The 20,161-nt window shown below is 45.3% G+C and carries 20 protein-coding genes; 14 read left to right on the top strand and 6 right to left on the bottom strand.

All coding sequences use genetic code 11. The annotated features are described in order from the left end of the window. Positions 1 to 27: 27 nt before the first annotated feature. The 4 genes from nirB to cobA are packed head-to-tail and all read left to right on the top strand — an operon-like array spanning position 28 to position 4,489. On the top strand, positions 28 to 2,469 hold the full coding sequence (gene nirB / locus MKY92_RS29235) for a nitrite reductase large subunit NirB (protein WP_339298538.1): 2,442 nt from the start codon (positions 28 to 30) through the stop codon (positions 2,467 to 2,469). A gap of 16 nt (positions 2,470 to 2,485) precedes the next feature. Next, the gene (nirD, locus tag MKY92_RS29240) at positions 2,486 to 2,803 is read left to right on the top strand and encodes a nitrite reductase small subunit NirD (protein WP_076213936.1); all 318 of its coding nucleotides are present in this window, start codon (positions 2,486 to 2,488) and stop codon (positions 2,801 to 2,803) included. A gap of 37 nt (positions 2,804 to 2,840) precedes the next feature. Then, complete coding sequence (locus MKY92_RS29245) at positions 2,841 to 3,722, top strand: formate/nitrite transporter family protein (protein ID WP_339298539.1); 882 nt, start codon at positions 2,841 to 2,843, stop codon at positions 3,720 to 3,722. Beyond that, entirely contained in the window at positions 3,719 to 4,489 is a 771-nt protein-coding gene (gene cobA, locus MKY92_RS29250) for a uroporphyrinogen-III C-methyltransferase (protein ID WP_339298540.1), read from the top strand. Before MKY92_RS29245 ends, cobA begins: the two co-directional genes overlap by 4 nt. A gap of 233 nt (positions 4,490 to 4,722) precedes the next feature. Here the strand turns inward: cobA and MKY92_RS29255 are convergent, their stop codons facing one another. Then, complete coding sequence (locus MKY92_RS29255; protein ID WP_336763007.1) at positions 4,723 to 5,361, bottom strand: TetR/AcrR family transcriptional regulator; 639 nt, start codon at positions 5,359 to 5,361, stop codon at positions 4,723 to 4,725. 196 nt (positions 5,362 to 5,557) lie between these two features. On the opposite strand from MKY92_RS29255, the gene MKY92_RS29260 reads away from it, so the two are divergent. Beyond that, positions 5,558 to 6,325 carry an SDR family oxidoreductase gene (locus MKY92_RS29260; RefSeq protein ID WP_150365143.1) on the top strand — a complete coding sequence of 256 codons (768 nt, stop codon included), beginning with the start codon at positions 5,558 to 5,560 and terminating at the stop codon, positions 6,323 to 6,325. Between the two features lie 459 nt (positions 6,326 to 6,784). Here the strand turns inward: MKY92_RS29260 and MKY92_RS29265 are convergent, their stop codons facing one another. The 3 genes from MKY92_RS29265 to MKY92_RS29275 all read right to left on the bottom strand — a co-directional run bounded on the left by MKY92_RS29265 (position 6,785) and on the right by MKY92_RS29275 (position 9,243). Next, positions 6,785 to 7,039: a hypothetical protein gene (locus tag MKY92_RS29265; RefSeq protein WP_124116914.1), complete on the bottom strand. Its 255-nt coding sequence runs from the start codon at positions 7,037 to 7,039 to the stop codon at positions 6,785 to 6,787. A 171-nt stretch (positions 7,040 to 7,210) separates the two neighbouring features. Continuing rightward, the gene (locus MKY92_RS29270) at positions 7,211 to 8,566 is read right to left on the bottom strand and encodes a HAMP domain-containing sensor histidine kinase (RefSeq protein WP_339298541.1); all 1,356 of its coding nucleotides are present in this window, start codon (positions 8,564 to 8,566) and stop codon (positions 7,211 to 7,213) included. Continuing rightward, on the bottom strand, positions 8,566 to 9,243 hold the full coding sequence (locus tag MKY92_RS29275) for a response regulator transcription factor (RefSeq protein WP_047841085.1): 678 nt from the start codon (positions 9,241 to 9,243) through the stop codon (positions 8,566 to 8,568). The genes MKY92_RS29270 and MKY92_RS29275 overlap by 1 nt, the downstream gene beginning before the upstream one ends. A 253-nt stretch (positions 9,244 to 9,496) precedes the next feature. On the opposite strand from MKY92_RS29275, the gene MKY92_RS29280 reads away from it, so the two are divergent. Genes MKY92_RS29280 through MKY92_RS29290 form a run of 3 tightly spaced genes read left to right on the top strand, consistent with a single transcriptional unit; the run spans position 9,497 to position 13,322 of the window. Beyond that, positions 9,497 to 10,315, top strand: coding sequence for a polyphosphate polymerase domain-containing protein (locus tag MKY92_RS29280; protein ID WP_339298542.1), 819 nt, complete (start codon positions 9,497 to 9,499; stop codon positions 10,313 to 10,315). Continuing rightward, positions 10,308 to 10,988, top strand: a complete 681-nt coding sequence (locus MKY92_RS29285) for a DUF4956 domain-containing protein (protein WP_100528189.1) — start codon at positions 10,308 to 10,310, stop codon at positions 10,986 to 10,988. Before MKY92_RS29280 ends, MKY92_RS29285 begins: the two co-directional genes overlap by 8 nt. 27 nt (positions 10,989 to 11,015) lie before the next feature. Beyond that, positions 11,016 to 13,322, top strand: a complete 2,307-nt coding sequence (locus MKY92_RS29290; RefSeq protein WP_339298543.1) for a carbohydrate-binding domain-containing protein — start codon at positions 11,016 to 11,018, stop codon at positions 13,320 to 13,322. 168 nt (positions 13,323 to 13,490) lie between these two features. On the opposite strand, the gene MKY92_RS29295 is transcribed toward MKY92_RS29290, so the two are convergent. Next, a complete protein-coding gene (locus tag MKY92_RS29295) occupies positions 13,491 to 14,069 on the bottom strand; it encodes a class I SAM-dependent methyltransferase (protein ID WP_339298544.1) in 579 nt (192 codons plus the stop codon). A gap of 26 nt (positions 14,070 to 14,095) precedes the next feature. After that, the gene (locus MKY92_RS29300) at positions 14,096 to 14,767 is read right to left on the bottom strand and encodes an FHA domain-containing protein (RefSeq protein WP_339298545.1); all 672 of its coding nucleotides are present in this window, start codon (positions 14,765 to 14,767) and stop codon (positions 14,096 to 14,098) included. 414 nt (positions 14,768 to 15,181) lie between these two features. On the opposite strand from MKY92_RS29300, the gene MKY92_RS29305 reads away from it, so the two are divergent. The 6 genes from MKY92_RS29305 (at position 15,182) to MKY92_RS29330 (ending at position 20,063) form a co-directional block, all read left to right on the top strand. Beyond that, on the top strand, positions 15,182 to 15,337 hold the full coding sequence (locus tag MKY92_RS29305) for a hypothetical protein (RefSeq protein ID WP_165980318.1): 156 nt from the start codon (positions 15,182 to 15,184) through the stop codon (positions 15,335 to 15,337). Between the two features lie 502 nt (positions 15,338 to 15,839). After that, positions 15,840 to 16,580 (top strand): hypothetical protein, encoded by a 741-nt coding sequence (locus tag MKY92_RS29310; protein WP_339298546.1) that lies wholly within the window; start codon positions 15,840 to 15,842, stop codon positions 16,578 to 16,580. A 1,073-nt stretch (positions 16,581 to 17,653) separates the two neighbouring features. Next, entirely contained in the window at positions 17,654 to 18,010 is a 357-nt protein-coding gene (locus tag MKY92_RS29315) for a hypothetical protein (RefSeq protein WP_339298547.1), read from the top strand. Positions 18,011 to 18,428: 418 nt separating this feature from the next. Continuing rightward, positions 18,429 to 19,031 (top strand): hypothetical protein, encoded by a 603-nt coding sequence (locus MKY92_RS29320; RefSeq protein WP_339298548.1) that lies wholly within the window; start codon positions 18,429 to 18,431, stop codon positions 19,029 to 19,031. A 124-nt stretch (positions 19,032 to 19,155) separates the two neighbouring features. Beyond that, the gene (locus tag MKY92_RS29325; RefSeq protein ID WP_339298549.1) at positions 19,156 to 19,659 is read left to right on the top strand and encodes an SMI1/KNR4 family protein; all 504 of its coding nucleotides are present in this window, start codon (positions 19,156 to 19,158) and stop codon (positions 19,657 to 19,659) included. Positions 19,660 to 19,736: 77 nt separating this feature from the next. Continuing rightward, positions 19,737 to 20,063 (top strand): hypothetical protein, encoded by a 327-nt coding sequence (locus MKY92_RS29330; protein ID WP_339298550.1) that lies wholly within the window; start codon positions 19,737 to 19,739, stop codon positions 20,061 to 20,063. The last annotated feature ends 98 nt before the right edge of the window (positions 20,064 to 20,161 follow it).

A 20,161-nucleotide genomic window follows, 5' to 3' on the forward strand; every position in this document is an offset into this window, starting at 1 on the left:
AGAATGGACCTAAGGGGGCTAATCATAATGAGTACAACGAAAAAACTGGTGCTGGTCGGTAATGGCATGGCGGGAATCCGCACAATCGAACATATCCTTAAGCTTGCTCCGCACGCTTATGAAATTACAGTCTTCGGCGCAGAGCCGCATCCCAACTACAACCGGATCATGTTATCTTCTGTACTGGCTGGCGGAACATCCATCGAAGATATCGTAATCAATGAGTGGAGCTGGTACGAAGATAACGGCATTCGGGTGTACCCGGGTGACCCAGTCGTTCAGATCAACACCGAGCGCAAGGAAGTTGTATCTCAAAATGGTGTACGCGCAGCCTATGATGAGCTGATTATGGCAACCGGTTCACAGGCGTTCATCCTCCCGCTTCCCGGCGCTAACAAAGAAGGTGTGATCGGATTTCGAGATATTAAAGACTGCGAGACCATGATGGCAGCATCACAAAAGTATCGTAAAGCTGCCGTCATCGGAGGTGGATTGCTTGGACTGGAAGCAGCGCGGGGGCTGCTCAATCTGGGCATGGACGTCACGGTCATCCATATTAACGGTCATCTGATGGACCGGAACCTGGATTTGCCAGCAGGCCTGATGCTCCAGCGTGAGCTTGAAGATCAGGGCATGAAGTTCCTTTTGAACAAACATACCGAAGAAATCACAGGCAAACATCGAGTAAAAGCCATACGTTTCACTGATCAAACGGTGCTTGAAGCCGATTTGGTTGTCATGGCTGTCGGGATTCGTCCGCAGATTGAACTGGCTCGCAATACCGGCCTCGATGTGAATCGTGGAGTCATTGTGGATGATTATATGCATACCAGCATTCCTGGCATCTCTGCCGTTGGCGAATGTGCAGAACACCGCGGTATTGCCTACGGACTGGTTGCTCCATTATATGAACAAGGTATGGTGCTCGCAAAACGCCTGGCTGGCGCGGCAACCGAAGGATACGAAGGTTCAGTCACTTCTACCAAGCTGAAAGTATCAGGTGTTGACGTATTCTCTGCCGGACAGTTCAAAGACGCTGCAGACACTCGCAGCATTCGTATTCAGGATGACGTCGATAGCGTGTACAAAAAGATGGTAATCAAAGACGGACAGCTGATCGGAGCTGTATTGTTCGGGGATACCACAGACGGCGCTTCTCTATTTTCCCTCATTAAGAGTGGTGAGAACATCAGTGGTCGGGAGAAAGAAATTTTGCTCGGCATACCTTCCGGTGGTTCAGGCTCGGGCCCATCTGTCGCAGAACGCATGGCGAGTATGCCGGATGACGAGATCGTCTGTGGGTGTAACGGTGTTACTAAATCTTCCATCGGGGACGCCGTTCTGAATAAAGGCTGTAATACACTCGGTGCAATCAAATCCTGTACCAAAGCCTCCGCTTCTTGCGGTGGATGTAAACCGATTATCGAAAACCTGCTCACGTATTATGCCGGTGATAATGTAGGCGAACAGACCAAAGAAGGCATCTGTGCCTGCACATCCTATGATCGGGATGAGATTGTTGCACAGATCAAGGAGATGGGACTCAAAAGCGTTAAGGAAGTCATGAATGTTCTCGGTTGGAATGAACCGGAAGGCTGCTCCAAGTGTCGTCCTTCCCTCAATTATTATCTCGGTATGATCTGGCCGGCTGAATACACAGACGAGCGTGTATCCAAATTCACCAATGAACGCTATCATGCCAACATCCAAAAGGACGGTACCTACTCCGTTATTCCACGGATCTATGGTGGTGTTACTTCTCCAGCGGAATTGATCAAAATTGCAACTGTTGCAGAGAAATACGATGTGCCTTTGGTGAAATTCACGGGTGGACAACGACTCGATCTGCTCGGTGTTCAGAAGGAGAACCTGCCGAAGATCTGGGAAGAGCTCGATATGCCTTCCGGCTTTGGTTATGGCAAGGCGCTGCGTACGGTGAAGACTTGTGTAGGTAATACGTTCTGCCGATTCGGCACACAGGATTCCATTGAGATGGGTATTCGTCTGGAGAAAAAACTCGACAAGATGGTGGCTCCAGCCAAAGTGAAACTCGCTGTCTCTGGATGTCCGCGGAACTGTGCTGAAGCGACCATCAAGGATCTGGGTGTTGTCGCCATTGATGGCGCTTGGGAGATTCACGTTGGTGGTAACGCCGGAGTTAAAGTTCGTACAGCCGAGTTGCTCTGTACGGTGAAGACCGATGCGGAAGTGGAAGAGTGGACTTACTCTTACCTGCAGTACTATAGAGAGAACGCAAAATGGAATGAGAGAACAGCGGCATGGATTGAACGGGTTGGTCTGGATCATGTGAAGGAAGCATTGGCGGATCGGGATGTACGTCTCGCTCTGGTTGAACGTCTGGAAGTTACACTGGGTCACACGGTTGATCCTTGGAAGGAAATCATTGAAGATGAGAAATTGCGTAAAAACTTCACCCCACTGTCCGGTGCCGAGCCGGTAACCCACTAGAAGAGGAGGAACAGCGATGAATAAATTCCGGATTGGACACCTTGCGGATATTGATGAAAAGGGAGCACGGACATTCCTGATACAGGACACCGAAATTGCCGTCTTCAAACTGAGCGACGGAAGTCTGCACGCCGTCGAGAATCGCTGCCCTCACAAGGGCGGCAAGCTGTCGGAAGGCATGGTATGCGGGACAACCGTTCATTGTCCTTTGCATGATTGGAAGATTGATCTGCGTAACGGTAAGGTACACGAGCCGGATGAAGGCTGCTTGAATACCTACAAAACAGAAGTGGATGGCAACAGCGGAGAAATTTATATCACGATTGCGGGTTAAAGGCTAGAGATACCCTGACATCAAGGAGGCGTGCGCTATGGATTTTGTTAAACCTGCAGAAGTGCTGCAATCGATGATCGAAGCCGGTGAGAGCAAAGCCAGAATGAATCGGGTACAGATGCTGATCCTCGGTTTTCTCGCGGGGGCTATCCTTGCCTTTGCAACGACACTGGCATATACCGCTGTATCTCAAACTTCCGTTGGTTTGGCAGGTGCACTGATATTCCCGGCTGGATTCGCCATTATTATTCTGCTGGGTCTTGAATTGGTGACAGGAAACTTTGCGGTGCTTCCACTCGCAGTGATGAAACGTAAAATTACATGGATGGAGATGCTCCGAAATTATTTCTGGGTGATTACCGGTCATCTGATCGGATGTGCATTCTATGGTCTCTTATACGGCCTGACCATTACGAAGATGGGTACGGATATGAGCAACCCTCTAATTCAAACACTGATCCAGACCAGTGAAACCAAGACCCTGGGGTATCAGCACTTGGGTGGGGCTGGCATTGTACTGGTCATCATCAAAGCCATTCTATGTAACTGGATGGTCACACTCGGGGCAGTGATGGCGATGACCTCCACTTCCACACTGGGCAAAATCGTAGCGATGTGGCTGCCCATTACGATATTTTTCGCTCAGGGATTTGAGCATGCTGTGGTAAATATGTTCGTCATTCCGGCAGGTATGATGCTCGGTGCACAGGTCAGTGTCGCTGACTGGTGGCTGTGGAATCAGATTCCGGTGTTGGTTGGCAATCTCATTGGCGGAGCTGTATTTACTGGACTCGGTCTGTATGCCGCCCACCACTGGGGAAATCCGGTGAAGCTATCGACCAAACTGGCAACCATTCAGGGTGGTCGTTCAGGATTGGCAAGTTCGGATGCTGGACCGAAACTGGGGACACGATCATGAGCCGGGGCCTGGTTAGTATTGTTGGCGCTGGTCCTGGAGATCCGGATCTGATTACGGTAAAAGCCCTGAAACGTATTCAGTCCGCAGATGTCATTATGTATGATCGGCTTGTGAATGATCAATTGCTCGCTGAGGCTCGTGAAGGAGCACTCCGCATCTACTGTGGCAAGGCTCCAGGCCTTCACTCCATGAGTCAGGAGATGATTGGACGGATGCTGGTTGCACATGCAGCAGAAGGCAAACAAGTCGTACGACTCAAGGGTGGCGATCCGTTTATCTTTGGTCGTGGTGGTGAAGAAGCCCTTGTGCTGGCGGAAGCAGAGATTGCATTTGAGATCATTCCTGGCATCACTTCGGCTGTAGGTACATCCGCCTCATCCCTTATTCCGTTAACCCATCGCGGGGTTGCTTCATCCTTCGCATGTGTCACGGGAACTGGCAGTGATGGAAGTGTATCTTCGGTCCGCTGGGACCTGCTGGCCCATAGTGTAGATACGTTGGTCATCTACATGGGTATTAGCCAACTGCCCCAGATCCAACATGAATTGCTTCACCATGGCAAAAGTGGAACCACCCCCGCAGCTTTAATCGAACGAGGAACCACTTCGGAGGAACGGATTATTACCGGCACACTTGCTGAACTCCACTCCCTCGCCAAGTCGCATCAAGTGAATAATCCGGCATTAATTATGATCGGCGAGTCCGTCCTGATTCGCGAACAACTGCTTCAGATGCAACAGGCCGCGAACGCCTCCATGACCGGATAATCGAATTGGATTCCTTCATCTATATCAATTGAACTAAACATTTACACAAAACGGAGAGGACAGAAAGGACCTGAAGAAGCGGAGCGTTCGCCTTTATCCCCGGATTTACCCTTTATAAAAGGAATCAAAAAAATCTGGGGATAACAGCGATCGGAAGGTTGTTCTGCCATCGGAGTGTGCAGTGTAAATATTCTTTAGTTCAATTGATATAGAACAAAACTCTCATTCGACCTTTAATCCAACAGCATACGCTCGTGAATAGTCCGACCCTTCTGCCCTGGTTCAATCAGCAGACGGGTCGGTTTGATGTTAATCAGTGCCGTAAGCTGCTCTCCCATATAATGCGCAGAATATTTGAATCCAATCTCCGCCCAATGCATGATTACGCCTACCGTAGCAGATACCAGATAACTTAACATGATGTCATAATTAATCGTCCACTCACTATCCTCGGTCACCAATACAAAATCTTCGGTTAGATATGTTCTAAACATATTGCACAGCCGGGAACCCATATCTGAATGCATCGTTATTAATGCACGAAAGATATCCTGATGGGCTTCAATATATTCGAATACAGGCATCGTGGATGGCAGCAATGCAGTCATGTCCACTTCTTTGAGCTGTGCGTATGGTTCTGCATAAGCTCGCCCCACTCCCTGCATGAAATCATCCAGAATGAACTGCAACAACTCCGGTTTGCCGGGAAAGTGTAAATAGAAGGTTCCTCGGTTGTAATCCGCCCGCTCCGTAATATCCCGAATGGTTAAAGCGTCTGCTCCTTTCTCCAATATCAAAGAAACCGCCGCAGCGATGATCGCATCCTGCGTTCTTCTTGCTCTCCGGTCCTGAGGATGTTCAATGATCAACATTTTCGCCTCCTTTGTTCATTATTGTAATATAAATGAACACCGCTTACACCTCTGTCCGATAGCTGACATATGCGCTGTCAATGATTATTGTCACATTGCTATGTATATCTTAACATTGAGACAGGAAAGATAGACGACAGGTTGAAACTTTTTTTTGAGAAATACCTGCCAATAATGAATAAGGAGCGGATATATCATGAGTACAACGTATACACATACAGCCGTTATTACAGGAGCAGCCGGAGGCATTGGTAAAGAATTGGCACGCCGCCTTGCTGAGCGCAAAATCAACTTGGTTCTGGTGGACCTGAATGAAGAAGCTATTCAACAGACAATTACTGATCTGAACCTCGACAAAGAGCACGTCATCGCCGTAAAAGCGAACGTATCCCAAGAAGCAGACGTGAAAAACTATGTGCAAAAAGCATTGGATGCTTTTGGCCGAATCGATTATTTTGCCAACAATGCCGGTATTGAAGGTCCAACAGGACTGATCGAAGACCTGAGTGTTGAAGCACTGGATACGGTATATAACGTCAACATTCGTGGGGTATTCCTCGGTCTGCAGAATGTCATTCCAGTGATGAAAAAACAAAAATCCGGTGCGATTCTCAATACCTCTTCCCTCGCGGGTCTGATGGGTGCACCTGCTGTATCTCCATATATTATGTCCAAACATGCCGTAGTTGGTCTCACGCGTACCGCTGCAAATGAACTGGCACCTTATAATATCCGGGTTAACGCTGTATTACCAGGTACAATCAACACACGTATGATGCGCCAGATCGAAGCTAATTCCGGTAACGTGGAAGACTATCAATCAGCAACCGTGTCCAGTATTCCAATGGGCCGTTACGGTGAACCAGAAGAAGTCGCTGCGGTAATGAACTTCCTGTTGTCCGAAGAAGCATCCTATGTAACAGCTTCCCTCTACACTGTAGATGGCGGTATGATGGGTCAATAAGAAGCTGCAAACGGTAGGATTGATAGGGATTGGGTCGATAGACTTCAAGTCCATCCTTAGAAAAGTTATACCGACAGGTATTCCCGAAGGAACGCTTGGTCGCTACAATCTAAAAAAGGCCTCAACACCACAGTATTGTGGAGTTGAGGTCTTTTTGATAGTACAACACTTGCCATGCAGAAGGCTGCATCTGTGAAAATGTCTTTTGAAACAGCCAGTTAACGCCTCGTTACACCATGTGATCACTCTAACAAACCTAGGACACCTTATATCGGCTAAAAGCGCTTATTTCCCGAACTAACGAATCTCAGACACGCTAATCCCGCAGTAATACTGCCATTGCACCGAAAAGTCCTAAAATCCAGAGAATAACGTGTCTTAGATTCATTACATTCTCAAACAAGCGAGAAATGCCCGAATAAGGCGTGTCAGGTTCGTTAGATTTTGTCTATGCCGAACTTAATCTACGTACCCTGCGTGACCCTTGTCCATCAAGTAGTCCATCTCAGCATCCAGGATGCTTTCCACGGTCAACTCATCCAACTTCACATCTTTGCGACTTAGAATGTAGTCAGCCAGATCATCGCCGTCAATATCCACATCGTTACCTTTGGCATTTTCGTGCGCCTTGTTGATGTACGCTTGCTCATGCTTCAGCACAAGAGCGATATTCGCCTGGCTTGCCTTCGTTTTATCTGCAATATATTGCATCATTTCTTGTTCATTAATTGCGTTTGCTTCTGCCACGTCAGTTCATCTCCTTGATTCATACATACTGTTGCCATTGTAGCATAGGTTAACCCAATACAGGCAGAACTTATGCCTGACCAACGATTAAAGAGCGGGAGCAACGGATTAGTGTAGAGCTAGCTCATCACTCTGCCCCTATGACAACCGCACGTAAAATGTAGCGCCTTCTCCGACCACGCTTCGAGCATACAATTCTCCTTTGTGCTGATCCACAATGGAACGGGCAATCGCCAGGCCCAGACCATGCCCACCATGTTTGCGTGCTCTTGACGAATCGGTGCGATAGAATCGATCGAAGATCCGATCCAGATGTTCCGGCGCAATGCCTTCCCCAGTGTTGGACACGGCCAGCACGACATCATTATTCTGTTTCTGGAGGGTGACGTTTACGGCGCCTTTTGTACCCGAATACTTCACAGCATTATCGAGCAGGATCAGAATAACCTGTTTGATCTGCTCACAGTTCCCATGTACCGTAAGGTTCGGCTCAATGTTGTAATCTAGGGAGATGTTTTTCTCAAAGATAACGGCCTCCATCGGCAAAATAATACTCTCTACCGCATCGCTCATATTAAACTTCGCATGAATCATCGTGGAGCGTGAGTCATCCATCTGTGTCAGATAGAGCAGATCATTCGTAAGTCCGGTCATGCGCTCGGTTTCCGACTTGATATAGTGCAGCCACTTCGCCTGGTTCGCTATAGTATCCTCTTGATTCGCGAGCAACACGTCGGCATTGGTATTGATGATCGCCAGAGGTGTCTTCAGCTCATGTGAAGCATCACCGATGAATTGTTTTTGCTTCTCAAACGCTTCTCTGACTGGTGCAATGGAACGATTGGCAAAATAACGGCTCAGGAAGTAGATCACAATCAGCATAACCAGTCCGACAACAGCAAATGTATAGATCAGGTTCGTCAGAATGCCTTGTTGTGCGGTCACATCAATAAAGACAATCATATGCCCGTCACCGCTCGGATCAACCACATAGGCCCAGTCCGTTCCATCCAGCGCAAATTGTCCAGTCTGCCGTCCCGAATCACCAACTTTATCTTGGTCAACCTTTTGCAGCGCCTCGGTGTAGAACGTATCTTCCATATCAAAGCGGGAATGCGTATCCGTAATCTTCCACTGGTCATCCGTCTTAATCATGAACGACACGGAACGTGCCGGAGGTGAGTTGGGATCCCCTCCCGGTCCTCCATTATCACCACCCATGGCATCGGAGGGAAACGAATCTGAACCGGAACTTGAACTTGAACCTGAGCCTGAACTACCACCTGTACCGGAACCCTGCCCTTCCCCGCGTGGCATCTTGGATGAATTATAAGGACTGTGATAGAAATCGGACACCTTGTACAACTCCATATTTGTCTCACGTTGTACATTCTGATACGTAATCGTATAGATCGTCGCAAATGCCACCAGCATCATAATCGATATGGACACCAGATTCACGATCAGGAATCGATTCCGGAGTTTCTTAAACATCAGGACGTCACCTCAAGTACATAACCCACACCCCGAATCGTGTTAATGCGGACAGCCGAGTTCAGGAAGGTTAATTTTTTGCGCAAAAACGAGATGTACACCTCCACATTGTTATACTCCACTTCCGAATCAAATCCCCACAACTTCTCAATAATCTGCTCTTTGGAGGTAATCGCCTGTTTGCGGGCAATCAACAGCTCCAGCAGTTCATTCTCCTTCAGATTCAACTTGATCTCCTTACCCTGAACGCTCAGCTTCAACTGAGTTGTATTCAGCTCAATGTCACCGAATTTCAGTCCATCCTCGGGAACCACTTCGCCCTTCCGCCTTAAGGCTGCACGAATCCGGGCCAGCAGTTCCTCAGTGGCAAAAGGCTTGGCAATATAATCATCGGCACCATAATCGAGGCCTGTGACTTTGTCCGATAATTCACCTTTGGCCGTAAGCAGAATGACAGGCGTATGAATGCCTTCACTGCGAAGTTTCTTCAGGACGGTGATCCCGTCCATCTCCGGCATCATGATGTCGAGTAGTAACAGGTCGTATATACCGCTCTGCGCATAATCCAATCCTGATCTGCCGTCGTGGACCATGTCCACGGAGTAGTTGTTTTTTTTCAAAATCTGCGACACAGCCTCTGCCAAATGAACCTCATCTTCCGCAATTAATATTCTCATCATCTATTCATTCCTCTGCTTGAATTATTCGTTTTCATGAACCCTTTATGATATCACCTATTCTATCAATCAAACCTTGAATCAATCTTAATTCATTTTGTGCATGCGCACTATTATAGGAAGGTAAAAAAATGTTAACGCAATGTAAAACCATTTAAGATTCATTCAAGGTTGGGGCTCTAAGATACAGACATGGAAGCAATACACGAGGCAACAAAACATACAACCCACAAACGAAAGGACTGATTCCCACATGGCTATTGAAGTATTCAACCGATATGAGAGCAAATATCTTCTGACGGATGAGCAGTATGCACATTTCTACAATGATTTGCTGAAATACATGGAGCTGGATGCCTACAACAAGAAACATGAGTACTACTCCATCAGTAACCTGTACTTCGACACTCCACAAGATTCGCTGATTCGCGCCAGTCTCTCCAAACCAAAATACAAGGAGAAGCTGAGACTGCGGGCTTATGGAATCCCTGAAGAGAATGCCAAAGTGTATCTGGAGATCAAAAAGAAAGTATTTGGCCTGGTGAACAAACGTAGAACAGCCTTGAAGCTGGATGAAGCTTATGAATTCGTTCGTTCGGGACAGGCACCGGAGCTCGCGGATTACATGAACAAACAGGTTGTTGAAGAGATCAAATATTTCCTCCGGGTATACGATCTGGAACCGAAAGTGTATCTGGCGTATGAACGCAAAGCACTCTTTGACAAGAACAGCCGGGATCTCCGCATTACCTTTGACACCAACATTCGCAGCCGCAGATACGATCTGAAGCTGGAACAAGGAGACTACGGTGAACTGCTCGTGAAGGACGGAAGGTGGCTGATGGAAGTGAAAGCCGAGAAAACCGTTCCGCTGTGGCTGTCGCAACTGCTCTGTGAGCATGGTCTCTACCGCACTGGATTCTCCAAATACGGCAACGAGTTCAGACATCTGGTGAGAACAACCAACCTGAATTACCAGACCGAGCGCATTCTTGTACCAGGTACCGATTTCAACCCATCCATAGAACAAGATAAAACGATTATAGAAAGAGAGCGTGTCCTATATGCTTGATTCACTGTTCAGTTCAGCCCTAACCGATACCAACCTGACGTTTAACAACGCAGTCATAACCATTGGTCTTGCCATTATTCTGGGGTTAATCATCAGCCTCACGTACATGAAGACTAACCAAAGCACATACTCCCAAAGCTTCACCTTAACAATGGTCGTCCTACCCGTTATTGTCGCCATTATCATCCTGCTCATCGGCAGCAACATCGCTCGAGCATTCAGCTTGGCAGGTGCCTTCTCGATCATCCGATTCCGAAGTGCCCCTGGTGATCCAAAAGACATTGCTTACGTATTGTTCACGATGGCTTCCGGTCTTGCCTGCGGTGTAGGCGCTTTTGGATACGCGGTGTTGTTCACCATTATCCTGTGTGTACTGATGTTTGTCCTGAGTCGCTTCAACTTCGGCGGCAAGAAAAGTCAGCTGAAAACGCTGAAAGTCACCATCCCTGAGAACTTGAGCTATGAAGAAGCACTTAATGAAGTGTTCCATACATTCAATGTACCTTTTGATCTAAAAAAAATCAGAACCACTGAACTCGGCAGTCTGTATGAGCTGGTCTACAGTGTAACCATTCACGAAAGTGTTAGCCAAAAGGAATTCCTCGATGCGATCCGCACACGGAACGGCAACCTGGATATCTCGTTAACCATGAGTCCAACAACAGAATATTAATTTTTAATTCGAAGGGAACGATCTAATATGAAGAAAAACATGATAACAGGCAGCAAACTTTGGTCCATCGCCATGATTACCAGCCTACTCGCAGCATGCAGTTCACCAGCAACCACAAGCACAACGGCCAATGCCGCAACGTCAACGACAGGAACAACCAAAACGGTATCTGTTAGCGAGCAAACTTCTGTAAAATACGCGGATCTGGTCTCTCTGGATGCGGACGATACCAATATTAGCTGGAGTGAGGCAGATTCCACAGCGATTAAGCTGAACGGAACAACTGCAACGGTGACCGGTTCGGGCGCCAAAGCAGCGAATGGTTCGGTAACCATCTCCGAAGCAGGCACTTATGTACTTAGCGGTGAGCTAACGGATGGACAGATCGTGGTTAACGTTGCCGATAAGGGTACTGTGCATCTCGTATTAAACGGAGCAACCATTCATGATAACGACAGTGCCGCGATCTACATTCAGAAGGCTGGTAAAGCGGTGATTACACTCGAAAAAGGAACCAAGAATACCGTTTCCGATGGTAAAACGTATGTGTACGCCGACGCTACGACAGATGAGCCTGATGCTGCAATCTTCAGCAAAGCGGATCTTACATTCAATGGTGCAGGTCAATTGACCGTCACAGGTAACTATAATGAAGGGATTACGAGCAAGGATGATCTGAAAATCATTAGTGGTAACATCAGTGTCAAAGCAGCCGATGACGGCATCAAAGGTAAGGATATGGTCGCCATCCAAGCGGGTACGATTACCATTGAAGCCGAAGGCGACGGCATTAAATCAACCAATGACACAGATACCACCAAAGGCTTCGTTGCCATCGCAGGAGGTACCTTCGATATCCAAAGTGGCAACGACGGTATTCAAGCTGAAACCGCACTTGTTGCGGATGGCGGCACATACAACATTGTAACGGGCGGCGGTAGCGTCAATGCACCAGCCAAAGTAGAAGAAGGTCCATTTGGCGGCGGTGGCGGTGGATGGGGTGGCAGCACACCTCCAACGGATATGGGCACACCACCGGATGGCGAACCTCCTGCAGATATGCCGGAGATGCCTACTAACAGCGGTACAAATGCAGGAGCTAATACAAACGGCGCAGCAGCATCCAACTCTGCCAACACAACAACAACGGATAACAATGCCGATGCGGACACAGCAACAACAGCAACCGAGTCCACAAGTGCCAAAGCACTCAAAGCAGGTACAGATCTTACAATTAATGGCGGTACGTATACCATTGATTCCATGGATGATTCCCTACACAGCAACAATAACGTAACCGTCAACGATGGAACATTCAGCATTGAATCCGGTGATGACGGCATTCATGCCGATCAGGCCCTTACGATTAACGGCGGAACCATCACCATTGCGAAGAGCTATGAAGGACTTGAAGGTGCAATGATCACCCTGAACGATGGGGATGTGGATGTAACGGCATCCGATGATGGCGTAAATGCTGCAGGTGGCGAGACGGAAACAGCTGCGAATACAACGGCAAGTACAGATAGCGCTACTACAGCAACCGATGCAACCACGACATCCAACATCTCTGTAACCGAAACGACAGGTACAACTTCGACTACCGATCAGGCATCTCAAGGTACAGCTACTACTCAGCAAGGACGTGGACCGGGCGGTATGGGTGGTGCAGCAGCAAGCACTAACGAGTTCCACATTAACGGCGGCTCCCTCACGGTGAACGCAGGTGGTGACGGACTGGATTCCAATGGTTCCATCAACATGACTGGCGGAACGGTTATTGTGAACGGACCGACGGATAGCGGCAACGGAGCACTGGATTATGACGGCACCTTTGAAATCAGTGGTGGATACCTCGTGGCTGCCGGCAGCTCTGGTATGGCACAAGGAACATCCGATGCGTCTACGCAAAACACCATTGTGATGACATTCCCTGCAACGCAAAAAGCTGGAACACTTGTACATGTACAAGATAGCGAAGGCAATAATATTCTGACCTTTGCTCCGGCAAAAGATTATCAAACTGTGGTTGTCAGCTCACCGGATCTTGCAAAAGATGGTTCATACGTGATTTACTCCGGTGGTACGTCTACAGGTAAAGCGGTGGATGGGCTCTACACAGACGGTACTTACAGTGGCGGAACCAAGGTGGTTGCATTCCAATCGACCAGTAATGTGACTTGGGTGAATGAATCTGGTGTGACCACAGCCAATACAGGTATGGGCGGTCCTGGCGGAGGTCGTGGCCAAGGCGGATTCGGAGGCGGCAGAAATCGGACGCAATCCGGTACAACCTCTGAGAGCACAGGCACTACTACGGATTCTGCAAAATAAGACATAGTGCTGAGTGATAAAGGTTACCTCGCTAGCTCAGACGAAACAAAAAAGGCTCCGAATTCACTTTCACGGTGAGTTCGGAGCCTTCTTTCGTTATACTTCTGGAACAGGATTACAGGGAATTACAGTCCTCTGCCCAAGGTGAAGGCAACGCAATCCCTTTTCTCAAAACGTGTAGACATATACCTTGGTACGCAGGGCATCCCGGCATGTAATAGTGCGTAGCGGTTCTTTTCCTGGCAGGGCAAAACAGACGCTAATCACCTTGGCACCCGGCGGAAGCTCACGACTGAACTTGTCCATAAGCCGGGTCATGGCTCCCGGGAACAGATAACAAATCACACAATCCGCATGTTCATAGGAACTGGTGTAGATATCCCCGCGCATGAAACGCAGCCTGCCCTTGAGAGAGTGCTTGTTCCCCTTGGCTCGACGTAAGCGAACACTGAGATAGGCAATCATTTGAGACGACCATAAGGGGATGATAGAATTCTCAATCCCCGTCAGCCTTTTACCAGGGCAGTGTCTTACAACATCCAATCCCAATGTGCCCCATCCAGAGCCCGCTTCGAGCACATCCCCGTACCCTGGAATGCGCTTTACCTCCTGAATGACCACCTGTCTGACACGACTGGATGTGGGCATCGGGGAAATCCCGTTTTTCCAACTGACAAGTACGATGGATATGACACAGATCAATGTCACCACGGCAATCAGCCATGGAATCAGGTAAATGATGAACATAAACTCATCCCTTTGTTATCACTCATTCATTCCGGCACATGAGACTTCATATATACACCTTTTTTGTATACAGACTTGATGGTAAAGTGTACACCCAGCTTGCGATTCGTCCGATAGATTAGCGAGTTAATCTCGTCGATCCCTACCGCTTCACTCTCCAGCATGCTCCGCTCCGGCCACACCTGAGCCACAATCTGCTCTCGGGTCACAAAATGGTCCAGTTCACTATACAGCAGCTTGAACAGCTGATACTCCTTCTTGGACAGCGGAATCTCCACTTCACCGATCTGCACGGTTTGCAGGTGATCCTGCAAGCGTACACCCTCACCCAGCAGATCCGACACCCGATATTCCCTTGTCTCTCCAAGATCCCCTTCAGCGCGAAGCTGGATCAGTCCGTTGACCAACGTCAGGCTATCGCCCTCGCTAAACGGATATTTCTCATAGGGAACGAGGCGCTGCCCGTTCAGTTCGGTACCGTTTTTGCTATCCAGATCCTCAATCCATAGCTGTTGCTGTACATCATAATGAATGCGGCAATGCCGCTTCGATATCATCTGATTATAAACAGACAAGTCCAATTCACTGCCGCCTGTATAACGTCCCACCGTAATGGAGCGACCCTGGCTTACATAAGCGAACGAGCCGTCACTTTCCTGCCCTGGCGTACGAATGACGATTTTTGCCGTCTCCCGCATGTTATTCTCCCACCTTCAATGATCACTCGATCTCTATAAGAGGTCGTTCAAAAAGCCCGCTTTTGATTACGACGGATGCCTAACGGCATCATCAGCATCGAATATGGCATTCAGCCGAAATGTCCGTTGCTCACGTAGGTTTTGCCTACGCTCCGCTACTCCATTTCTAGCTTCATCCCATCTTCTCGGTACTGAAAACCGGTCTTTTTGAACACGTACTATAAACATTTTGTAACAATAATGATAAGATCATCAGATTTGTTCCATTGTTTGCACCGCTATAGTTCAATATAGTGGTATACAGGAACGATTTATGTTCGGTTCTACTTACTCTACTATACCAGACGTTGTGCTTTTTTTCTCATGATGGCCGGATGTCTACTTTAGCTCATTCAACAAGAGAGGTACCTTCCTATGAACAAAAAAAATATTTTCATATACGTGTTGCTCGCCTTTGCCCTGTCCATGACATTAACCGTGCTCTCCCGTATGAATGATGATGGCGGAGAATCACTGAAAGGCACATCGGCTTCCGAAACCTCATGGTTACAAATGAAGATCCAACCCTAAGTCTACTCTATTATAACGTGATCTCCGCGCAAAACGTTTCACGAATGTCATATTAGGCTATTGCATCGAATCCAAATTAAAACAGATCAATAAGGCCCCAGATTGCTGGTCACAGCATCCCGGAGCCTCATTTTGGATTGTAAAACAATACCGAAAGTATCGATGATTGCATGACTTCAATCATAAACTGCCCGGCACGCAGATGGATTTCAGCTATTTGTGCTGGTGACATTTTTTAGTTTTGTGATTTTGGTTTCCTCTCCACCTTTCAACCCAACAATTTCTCCATTTAATCACGGTGTTAAGGGGTAGAGTATAGACACTTGCAAGTAGATTTCTGTTAGGTGCTTCTGGATTATCGAGGAGCGCCTTTTTCATTTTCTGATCGGGATCATATAACATAAATTTAACTTAAATCATAAATAATGTTAATTTTATGTCATTCTTAGGTTCATGTGCTCTGATATAATTTCTGCTAGGTCTACGAAAGGAGATCTTACGGTTGAAAAAAGAGCTTGGTGTATTGATGGTGTTGAGTGTCGTTATGCTTTCAGGATGTGGATCAGATAAGCCTGAAACAGTTTCGCAAGGAGCGGGTGAGTCTCCCAGTAAACAAGTAACAACACAGCCGGTGCAAGATACGGATGCGAAATTGCTGGGATCTTCAGAGGATGAAAGGGTTAAATTTTATACAAAAACCGATGGGGTAACTCTGGACGTTAACAGTAATAAAAAAGACTTTTCTTGGAATGTCCCTGTTGATACTGGAACTCCCCCGCAGGTAATTTATACGGATGTTACAGGCGATGGAAAAGAAGAAGCCGTAGTTATCATCCAGACTGGGCGAGGAACAGAATTAAACAATTATGATATTCATGTCGTTAGTGCCGAGGATTTAAGCGAAATTAAAGTCCAAAGCTATGAGGAGATTGTTGCTAATCAGATTGAGACGCATGTTGCTAAAAAGGGCGACGGTACACTAGCGATCTCCGTTAAATCACAAGGAAAGGAATATGATTTCAATTATGGGTTTGATCCAGCGCCGGATTACAAGCAAGACAGCCTTGCTTTTGGTGGTGTAAATATTTATTCATTGGAGAATCAAAAAATAAAATTGAACCTTGGAGGATCTGTAGGTGCATCTCCCACATATGTATGTGATTTCAATATCACATACATATTCGATAGTGCCAAGAATGAATTTCTTGCTGATTTAATTGAAGTTAAACCTATTGAAAAATAAAAAAAGGCTGACCATTATTACTTCCTACAGTCCTCCAGGTGTTCAAATAGAATTGAACACATTGCAACAAAAATTCGGATAGTGTTCTTTGCTTATATCTTTCATGAACATCATTGGGAGAAGGCGATAGTGCGAGAAGAGAGCATACGTTGGATTGAACAACATTTATTCTCATGCGTGTTCCTTCGCATCCCATTTCATTATGACTACGGTGAGCCATCGTGGATGAAAGCTCCAATCATCTATAACTGAGTATGAGATAGGGCGCTCCTGGATTATCGTGGAGCACCTTTTTTCGTTTCCTGGTTTGCAAAATGAACTTCACTTGGGCGTTTTGCTGTTTGTGATTAGAAGGTAATAGTATTTCTTGAGGTCTGCCATTAATAGGATCAACACCAAATTTTTCAATATACATATTACAAAGCGTAGCTAATTGGGTAGACAATTCTAATCCAACTTTTGAAAAGTTTCCCGCTCCTTCTGTTTAGTGTCATCTCCCTAATCTGTACAAATACAATTGGAATACGTCATGACCGCTTTGTGTACAGCTTGTATGCTTTTTAATAAATAATTTTGACAAACCAATGTACTCGTTCCTTTATGTTGGTAGTGTGATTCATAAGTTACTAATTTTCAAGGAATAAATGACATGCTATCAACTTTTATGGGTTATATATGATGCATAATAACACTTGTAAAAAATACCAACATTTAGAAGGGAAGCGGTTTTAATTTTTAAGAAGTATTCAGTTGTCCTAAGTTCCATAGTTACAGTAAGTATTTTATTATCTGGATGTGGATCTGAAAGTTCAGAAAAACCTAGTGATCAAACAGGAAATACATCAACGGAGACGGATAAGAGAGACGAAATTGAAAGTCAAACTCCAGATTCGCCTTATGCTAATGTAGTTAAGATTGATACCAATCAAGAAAACCCGACCGTTCGAGCCCGGATAGATACAGATAATGGTGAGTTATATGTTGTTTCAGAAGGAAAAGAAGCGATTGGACATGTCACTACACCAAGTGTTCTAGGGCAAGAAGGTGACTTCTTTTATCAAGGTAATTACTCCGTGATTTACAAACATAATGAGGATAAAAAAGAATTAAAAGAATTACAGGATCTTGTTTTTATTCAACCTTCTGACCAACCTATTTCCTTTGAGAAAATCAGTTTTGAAGCAATGGACGTTTTCTTGCTCACTCCTGAATACACAGCTTCAAGAGGGTATAATTCTTATGCTTTTGGCATTGATAAAAAAAGTGGAGAAGCATTTGCAATCACTTTTAAAAATGCTGAAAAAGTTAGTACTCCCGTTAATAAAAGCGAAAAGCTGGTCGTAACCACGAAAAATACAGAAGGACAGGGTGATACATTAATCACAGAATATACCTTTAATAAAGACAGTAAACAATTCGTAACAGAATAGTAAGATGCACTACCACCAGGGTGATACGCTCCCATTATATTAGACAGTAGCCTTATTTTGAGTTGAATAACAATTCCGAAAGTATAGATGATTGCATGACTTCAATCATAAACTGCCCGGCACGCAGATGGATTTCAGCCATTTGTGCTGGTGACATTTCTTAGTTTTGTGATTTCGGTTTCCTCTCCACCTTCCAACCCAACAATTTCTCCACATATCACGGTGTTAACGGGTAGAGTAAAGACCACTTGCAAGTAGATTTCTGTTAGGTGCTCCTGGATTATCGAGGAACGTCTTTTTTTCGGGATTATATAACATAAATTTAACTTAAATCATAAATAATGTTAATGCTATGTCATTCATGGTTTCATTTGCTTTGATATAATTTCTGCTAGGTCTACGAAAGGAGATCTTAGGGTTGAAAAAAGAGATTGGTGTATCGATGTTGTTAAGTGTCGTTATGCTTTCAGGATGTGGTGGATCAGGTAAGCCCGCATCGGTTACGCAAGGTTCGGGTAAGTCTCCCAGTAAACAAGTAACAACAAATCCGGAACAAAACACATCCGATGATTGTACTGTAGATCGTATAAGTTTAGATAGTGAAACTGAAAAATATTTCTATGGAACTTGGAACGTTGAGAAGCTTTTAGGATTTGCAAATTCATATAATGATGCTTCTGAATATCCAACAGGGCAAAAATTTATTGGAGCTAAAATTATAATCGAAAAAGACTTTTTTTCATCAAAAGGACTTAAAAACTATAAGAAATATCAATCTGAACTAAAAAATCCATTATATCAGATTACATCGACATGCTATAAATCTGACTCTTTTTATAAATTTTATAAAATAGATATCCCAGACTCAAATATAAATGATGTAGTAAAAGTAATAGATGTAAGTGACCCTTCTACGAAACTTGGCATACCTTCAGGTTTAAATTTTTTTGCTGTTAATAACGATAGGCTTATCTTGTTATCTGAGGCAACTATTTTTGAGCTAAAAAAAATTACTGATTAAATGAATTAAGGTTATGTAATTAGTTTCGTGCTAATTAATTGATTCTGAAAATGCCTGTGAATATAATTTTCAAACAAGAAAGGGCTTTTGGGACAGCTCCAGTTTTTTTGAGGAGGCTATGTAAATGTTAATTAAAGTATTTAAGGAATGGTCGGACCAAAATAATGGTCGAATTGAAATACTTGCTCCTACTGGGAAAATGACTGCTATGAATAAATTCAAACCAGGTGCATCCGAAGATAAAATTAAAGAGCTTTCAGAGTATTTTTCTACTCCATTGCCTCCAGATTACACAAGCTTTTTACAATTATGTAATGGAGCTTCCTTGTTTGAAGACCCTGAATATGGCGGGGAGAGCTTCTTATATTCATCCCAAGATGTTATACATTACAATGAAGCATCAGATAATAAGATTGTGGTCGCCAATATTCTTGATGATCGAATCCTAATTGATTTAGAGCGTTGGAGTTCAGGTGATGAGAAATATCTGTTGCTTTGTGAGAGTTTAAATCCTGTGGATTACGCAAGCCCATTTTATAGTAATTTTGAAACATGGTTAGATCGCTTTCTGATCTCTCAGGGCGAGAAGTTCTGGTACTGGAAGACAGAACGTAGTTTTGAAGAATAAAAAGAAATTTTCTTCAGTTAGGCTGCTATTAAAAGTGTACCCTTTAGATAGACACTTTAATTTCCGGAGGTGTGAGTATGCTCGATGAAAGAGAGCTTCAAATTAAAGAGAGAATACAAGAAAGATACGATATTACGGAGCAAATATATTCAGCTTGGTTTACTGAAAATTCTGCGGTGCTTTTACCGAGTAATAGATTCTATCAAAAGGAAAACATAGAAAAGTACAGAGCATTTTCATATCTGCTAGACAGAGGATATATTGTTGCACAACCCGTAGAGAATAATCCGGAGACAGTTGCAGTAACTATAACCCCTGATGGCATAGACTACTATGAGCAAGGATATCTTAATGGAAAAGCAAACGGCTTTCAAGTCGTCGAAGAGATTAAGAACAAGGAATAAAGAAGGAACTCTGGATATGAAACACATCCGGAGTCCTTCCATTTAGTTCAAACAAGAACATACACCAACAAGAACGTCCGTTCAAACCGCCCACACAC

The sequence above is a fragment of the Paenibacillus sp. FSL R5-0623 genome (genome assembly GCF_037974265.1).
In the GTDB taxonomy this organism is placed as follows: domain Bacteria; phylum Bacillota; class Bacilli; order Paenibacillales; family Paenibacillaceae; genus Paenibacillus.